General features: G+C 49.1%; 5 protein-coding genes. 1 reads left to right on the forward strand and 4 read right to left on the reverse strand.

The features are described from left to right. Window positions 1-223: 223 nt before the first annotated feature. Window positions 224-1,108 carry a LysR family transcriptional regulator gene (locus ACOI06_RS11415; protein WP_420662717.1) on the reverse strand — a complete coding sequence of 295 codons (885 nt, stop codon included), beginning with the start codon at window positions 1,106-1,108 and terminating at the stop codon, window positions 224-226. Between the two features lie 218 nt (window positions 1,109-1,326). On the opposite strand from ACOI06_RS11415, the gene ACOI06_RS11420 reads away from it, so the two are divergent. Further along, window positions 1,327-2,361 (forward strand): YeiH family protein, encoded by a 1,035-nt coding sequence (locus ACOI06_RS11420; RefSeq protein WP_420662718.1) that lies wholly within the window; start codon window positions 1,327-1,329, stop codon window positions 2,359-2,361. Window positions 2,362-2,369: 8 nt separating this feature from the next. Here the strand turns inward: ACOI06_RS11420 and ACOI06_RS11425 are convergent, their stop codons facing one another. The 3 genes from ACOI06_RS11425 to ACOI06_RS11435 all read right to left on the reverse strand — a co-directional run bounded on the left by ACOI06_RS11425 (window position 2,370) and on the right by ACOI06_RS11435 (window position 6,364). Beyond that, entirely contained in the window at window positions 2,370-3,749 is a 1,380-nt protein-coding gene (locus ACOI06_RS11425; RefSeq protein ID WP_420662719.1) for a 4Fe-4S binding protein, read from the reverse strand. A gap of 194 nt (window positions 3,750-3,943) precedes the next feature. Continuing rightward, window positions 3,944-4,519 (reverse strand): iron transporter, encoded by a 576-nt coding sequence (locus tag ACOI06_RS11430; protein ID WP_420662720.1) that lies wholly within the window; start codon window positions 4,517-4,519, stop codon window positions 3,944-3,946. Window positions 4,520-4,657: 138 nt separating this feature from the next. Next, entirely contained in the window at window positions 4,658-6,364 is a 1,707-nt protein-coding gene (locus ACOI06_RS11435; protein WP_420662724.1) for an acyl-CoA dehydrogenase family protein, read from the reverse strand. Between the last annotated feature and the right edge of the window lie 106 nt (window positions 6,365-6,470).

A 6,470-nucleotide genomic window follows, 5' to 3' on the forward strand; every position in this document is an offset into this window, starting at 1 on the left:
TGAGAACTAAACGCGCTGTTGCATTTTAACCCGTCTCGTTTTTATGGGTTTGTGCATGTGGGGATTTTTAAGCGTCACTTGGCGGGTGTGCTAGCGGGTAATGGTGGGATGGCAGCCCAGATCATATGCAAAACTGTACTATTTCCGTCATTTTTTGCATACGATCTGGGGGCTGAGACACAGGAGTTGTGCGTGATGAACAACTTCACCAAGGTTTGTTTTTTTAATTTTGTTCCTGCGTATTAATTAGTTCATTGAGAAATGCCCGGGCAGCATGGGATAAACGGCGCTTGCCTGGCTCTAAGATGCGGATTGTGCGGGTGAGTCCATTTTCAATTTTCAACCCTTTCAATGTGCCGTCTTCATGACGTAATGACAAACTGGACACAAAGCCAATCCCTAGTCCTGCTCGCACACCCTCTTTAACGCCTTCAACGCCGGCAAGTTCTAAGGCTTCAATAATGTGCAACCCAGCCTGCTCAAAAGCTTCTAAAACCATGCGGCGCACACCAGAGCCCAGCTCTCGAAGCACTAAAAACTCTCGAGACAATGTTGGTAAATCAATTTGTGAATGGGTCGCCAGTGTATGTGTGTGAGGGACGATTGCCACTACCTCATCGGTTTGCCAGTCTTGGATGGCATGTTGGTTTTTGATGTCCTGATCTAGTTCGCCCTCAATAAAAGCAAGATCTAGTGTGTCGAGCTGCTCCAAAATCTGCTGCGTGTTACCAGTGATCATGTGCACGATGATGCCAGGATGCTGAGATCGAAATCGCGCGACGTATTCTGGGAGTAGATAACTGGCAGGGGTGGTGCTAGCGCCAAGGCGCAATACACCGGTTTCTAACGTGCGAACTTCTTGGCGCAAGCTTTTGGCATGTTCCATGGTGTCATGCATCGTATCGGCCACGGCTTGTAGTGCACGTCCGGCAGGTGTGAGTTCGATCCCGCGACCTTGCCGAAAATACAAGGCTTCCCCAAAAGATTGTTGTAATGCCTGCAACTGACCAGACACAGCAGGTTGAGATAAGTGCAAGTGCACGGCTGCTTGCGTGATGTTGCGATGTTTGGCAACAACGCTAAATGTAATGAGCTGATCGGGGGTCATACGTGGCTCTTCATAGTGGGTGGGTACTGTGCGCAGATCGAAAGTATGGATTATGAGACCTGATTATGAATGCTTCAGGTTCAATGACAATTCGCTAAAAATCTTATTATAAGTAAATCCGATGTTTTATATAAGAAATAACAGCTTTCTTTATTGAATGGTTGAGCGTACTCTGACGCTTGGTTTTGGGTTCAATTTATTCATGTGTTGAAAAATCAATGACAACGATGGCACAAGCAGCTTCGCAGATCTGGAAAGATCGTTTTAATGGTGTGTTTTTTGTGGCGCTCTTTGCGCTGGCGGTGACACAGTTCGCCAGCGTAGATTTTGTGAGCACACTTGGATTAAGTCCTTTAGTCATCGGCATTGTCTGTGGCATGCTTTATGGCAACTTTGCTCGAGGCACGATGTCTTCAGACTGGGCAGCCGGCGTGCAATTTTCCGGAAAGCGTATCTTGCGCGTGGCTGTGGCCATGTACGGTTTGAATATCAGTATTCAGCAAATCGTTGAAATTGGTCTACCAGGCATTGTGGTCTCTATCGGGGTTGCAGTCGGAATTCTGGCATTGGGGACTTGGCTGGGGACCCGTTTTCTGGGTCTGGATCGTGATTTGTCTATGCTCACAGCGGCAGGCAGTGCCATCTGTGGTGCTGCAGCGGTCTTAGCTTTCGAATCAACATTGCGTTCTCAACCCCATAAAAGCGCAGTTGCTGTCGCAACCGTTGTGCTGTTTGGCACGATTTCTATGTTCCTGTATCCCATCATGTATCAGCTGGGCTGGTTGCCTTGGGAAGGTCAGGCACTTGGTATCTTTATTGGTGGCAGTGTGCATGAAGTTGCCCAGGTTGTGGCCTCTGCCAGTAGCATTGACCCCATGACGACCGAAGTGGCCACGATCGTCAAAATGACCCGTGTTGCATTGCTCGTCCCACTGTTGTTGATCATCGGACTTTGGTTGCAAAGAAGTACGGCAACTTCTGAAGGTGGTCGTGGCAAACTGCCAATCCCTTGGTTTGCCATTGGTTTTCTGGTGTTGGCATTGATTAACTCAGCGGGTGTGATCCCTGCTGAAACTCTGAAAGTGCTGCGCGCCATTGATATCTTTTTGTTGACCATGGCCATGACGGCTTTGGGTATCGAGACACAGTTCTCAAAAATGAAGCAAGCTGGACCCAAAGTCCTTCTGTTGGCAGCCGTCCTGTTTGTAGCTTTGTTTGTAATTACAAGCAGTTTGGTTTGGCTGGTCGCTTGATGTAAACGTCATCCAATTAAAAACCGTGCCCAAAAAACAATGCTGGGCACGGCGCCGATAATCAGCACAATGCGCGCAATCAACCGGCGTAGCGAATGTACATGACTTTGTTTCGTAAGTGTCCAGAGTAAATAAATACTCCATAGAATTGCACCACTTAAAACACCGATACGCAGATATTGCAATGCAGCTGTTGCGATTGGATAAGGCTTCAGTAGAGAGAGCGTGGTTGCTGATAAGCCAATAAAAACGCCCGCACCGGCTAAGGGAATCAACCCTTGCGCCAACTTATGAATGGACAGGGTACGTTTGAGCAGGGACTTGGCTAGTTGTAAGTGACACAGCAGCCAGACCCCAAAACCTAAAGCAGCTAGAACCATATACAGCAGCATGACCAAGCCATCGAGCCAGTTCAGGCTGTCATTCAATGCTGGATAGTGCGTCAGAATGAACCAAGGGGCGTTGTCATGAAGCGGCCAGACAATGTCATGTTCAATTAACCAATACGCCAATGATTGTTTAAATTCAACGAGTGCTGTGCTTTGACTCCATTGGAATGCACCCGGAGCCAGACCCATTAAGCCAAACACAATCAGATAGGTCTGCCAAGCGTTTTGTGTAGGTTGATACAAAATTTCCGCGTTGCATGAGCGTGCGCTGAATTGAATCGCACCTCGATAATCCTGACAGCGTGCACACATGTGACAGTCGCTCGCACTTGTCATGTGACGTAAAGGTAGCAAAGGCGCACAGACAATCGGATTCTTGTTGTGTGTTGGTTCCCGCCAGCGATGTGCATCTACCCGATAGTGCCAAGGTGCCAGTTTGGCCAGTAAGGCAAAGACGCCAGTGACTGGACAAAGATAACGACACCAGACACGTCGCTCACGTCCGTAAAGCCAACCCACGATCATGGCCGCAACGGTTGAGCCGCCAAGTACGAGTGCCGCTGCAGCTGGGTATTGATAGACACTGATCAGTTGGCCATAAATCGTGGTTAAACAGAAAGCAGTCAACGGCCATCCTGACCAGCGAACCCATCGTGGAATCGCTTTGCCTTTGCCGTGTCGACTTGCCCACTCTGTGAGCGTTCCTTCAGGACAGAATAAACCGCACCATGTGCGACCTGCCACCACAATGGAGAGCAATACAAATGGCCACCAAACCCCCCAAAACGCCCACTGAGCCGTTAGTGTCAGATGGTCGAATATCGTATTGATACGTTCCGGTAGGGGCAACAACAAAGGGATCAGCAATAAGAACAGGTAGACAACGACAATGCCCCATTGCAGGTATTGCAGAACCTGTCGGTGGTCTCGTAGCCAGATGGCATATTTGCTTAAACGATTTGGGGATGTGGGTAAAGTAGTTTGTGTGATGTGTCGCATCGGAGAAGATCCACGGATCGACAAATGCGTGTGTACACGAGAGGGAGAGCGGTTTCGTATGAGTCGATGCGCTGAGTGGGTTTTGGTCTGAAGATGTGAATTAATGCTCTGAATTAAGGCGCTGGGCTGTGGTTATCAGTGATGTCAGGCTAAGCCTGTGAGTACTTAGCCTGTTGCATCAATTGAAAGACTGATTAGTAAGCGCCTTTTTTACCTGTGCCAGCGTAAACAAAGTCATATTTCAATTCAAAGGGCTTGAACCAAGGTGCCACACCGGTTTCTTTGTCGATATGTCGACCGAAGTGGTTGGTGTGGCGGTTGCCGTGATGCTTGCCTTGATCGGATGCATGTTTGGAGTCTGGAGAGCCGACCCAGAAGGTCAGGCGGTAGTGACCGGGTCCAGACAATTTGACATTATCACCATAGTGCGGACCGTCGCTTGCGACCATCGGCATCAGGTCACCGGATTGGATGGTTTTGTCACCGACTTTTTGTAAAAAGTACTTGACGTTTAGGTACGGAACCCAAGCACCGTCAGGGAGACCATTCACATTGTCAGCTGTCGCGTGAATATCGGCTTCTAGGTGAATATCGGATTTTGCAGCAGGGCGCATCATGCCTTCGGGTTCCATTTCGACCGGTTGCAAGTAGACAGCCGCCACCTCCATACCATTCAGAGTGCTGGGCTCTCCGATGGTGTATTCAGTGGCGATTGCGCTGGTCGTTAACAAGGCCCCGAGAAGGCTGGCTGCAAGGGCGGAATATTTCATGACGATTCCCAATAGGAGGTTTATACAAATATTCTCAGAAATGAGAATCGTTCATGATATATAGATTCTTAGTTTTTTGCTGTGTGAAAAGTGGTTAGTTACAACCACTTTTTAGCTACATTTCAGTAGCTCAGCAATTTAATGATTGGCCGTATCCTCCAGTGCATCTTGCAGATCCATTTCTCGATGACGAATGCTGTGACGATATGTCCGTAAGCACAGTGTCATCCGATGTGCCATGCCAGAGTGCGAAGCTTCCCATGCAAAGGTGATGGCGCAACCGACGTAATACATCAGAGAGGCCAGTTCACGTGCGAGAATTTGATCGTCTGCATCGGTAATTTGCGTTGCCATGATTTCGACTTGCTCAAGGCTGTGGCGCAGTTTCTTCAAGATGTCTTGCTGATCTGGAAGTGCGGTCTCAGCGTGAGCCAGTAGTGCATCGAAGTGAGCAATGTAAGCAGACAAAGCGTCATTTCTGCGGATAGCGCGCAAGACATCCAGTGCCACGATGTTGCTTGTGCCTTCCCAGACTGAGCCCAGATGCGATTCACGAACTAAGCGAGCTTCGATCCATTCCTCGATGTAGCCACAACCACCGCGAACTTCCATCGCATCGCCAGCGACCTTACGTGCATCACGGCAGGCGCGGAATTTAATCAAGGGTGTGAGAATGCGTACAAGCTTTTTAGCGTCACCACCCACTTGGTCTGCGTCTTGAAGAGCTTGTGCCGTCTGAAAACCAAAAGAACGGGCTTGCTCTGTGGCGAGCTCTAGCTTATCGAGTTGGCGTCGCATCAGTGGCAAATCTTTTAAGCGTTGCCCAAACGCGTGGCGGTTGTCTGCGACATAGCAGGCTTCCGTATAGGCTCTTCGCATCAGAGCGGCTGAACGAATGCCGTTTGAGAGACGGGAGCTATTGACCATTTCAGCCATTTGCTGAAATCCACGGCCGATCTCTCCAATCAGGTAGGCGTGTGCACCTTCAAAGCGAATCTCTCCGCTTGGCATTGAACGGGTTCCGAGTTTTTCTTTCAGACGTAAAATGCGATAGTGGTTAGGGTGACCATCATCTTTAATGCGCGGCAATAAGAACAAACTCACACCTGCCATGCCAGCTGGTGCTCCGTCAGGGCGTGCTAGAACCATAGCCAGATCGGCATCAGGATTAGAACAAAACCACTTGTCTCCGTACAGTTTCCACTGCCCATCTTCTTCGACTGCGCGGGTTTCTGTTCCTGCAATATCAGATCCCATGGCTTGTTCGGTCATGAACATCGCACCTTGGAAAAGCACATCAAAGTCTAGTGATGTCAGAGCAGGCAGGTATTTGTCGATCAGTTCAGGTGTAGCGTATTTACGCAATGTGCGTGTCAAAGAATCGGTCATGTTGACTGGGCAGGTCAGGCCAAACTCTGTTTGTGTAAACAGATAGAACAGAGTGTATTTTGCATGGGTAGGTAAAGCTTCAGGCCAGCCCAACACACCAGCTCGGTGAGAAGCTGCGGCCATACCGAACTCACTAAATGCCCAGCGCTCTAACTCAACGTAAGCGGGATGCTTGTAAATCTCATCGCGATCTAAGCCTTGTCGTGTGCGTGTCGACAAAGTCGGTGTGTGTTGGTCCGCCAGAAATGCTAGATCGTCTAAGCGTTCTCCAGCGACTTGTCCCAGCCGATCAAAATGCGGCGTAAAGTGTGCCATGGCTTCTGGGCTTAGATAAAGCGACAAAAGCTTAGGCAGGTCGGGGTCTAAACGATAAAGATTGCGGCCACGACCATCCGGAATATCGGGCAGTTGAGTGCTTTGAGTTGTTTCAGTTTGAGTCTCGGGTCGAACGCGCATGTCCATGTGAGTATTTCCTAATGATTGATAGTTGAAGAATTGTCGTGTTGTGGTTTGAAGGGATAAGCTAAGCCTCTAAGAGAGCAGTGGCTTGTTCAAGTGTGAC

This window comes from Orrella sp. 11846, from assembly GCF_048820935.1.
Taxonomy (GTDB): domain Bacteria; phylum Pseudomonadota; class Gammaproteobacteria; order Burkholderiales; family Burkholderiaceae_B; genus Algicoccus.

What these genes read in the sequence shown, in the direction of transcription:
- ACOI06_RS11435 (WP_420662724.1), bottom strand. Translation starts at nt 6,364, where the DNA reads ATGCGCGTTCGACCCGAGACTCAAACTGAAACAACTCAAAGCACTCAA.
- ACOI06_RS11420 (WP_420662718.1), top strand. Translation starts at nt 1,327, where the DNA reads ATGACAACGATGGCACAAGCAGCTTCGCAGATCTGGAAAGATCGTTTT.
- ACOI06_RS11425 (WP_420662719.1), bottom strand. Translation starts at nt 3,749, where the DNA reads ATGCGACACATCACACAAACTACTTTACCCACATCCCCAAATCGTTTA.
- ACOI06_RS11430 (WP_420662720.1), bottom strand. Translation starts at nt 4,519, where the DNA reads ATGAAATATTCCGCCCTTGCAGCCAGCCTTCTCGGGGCCTTGTTAACG.
- ACOI06_RS11415 (WP_420662717.1), bottom strand. Translation starts at nt 1,108, where the DNA reads ATGACCCCCGATCAGCTCATTACATTTAGCGTTGTTGCCAAACATCGC.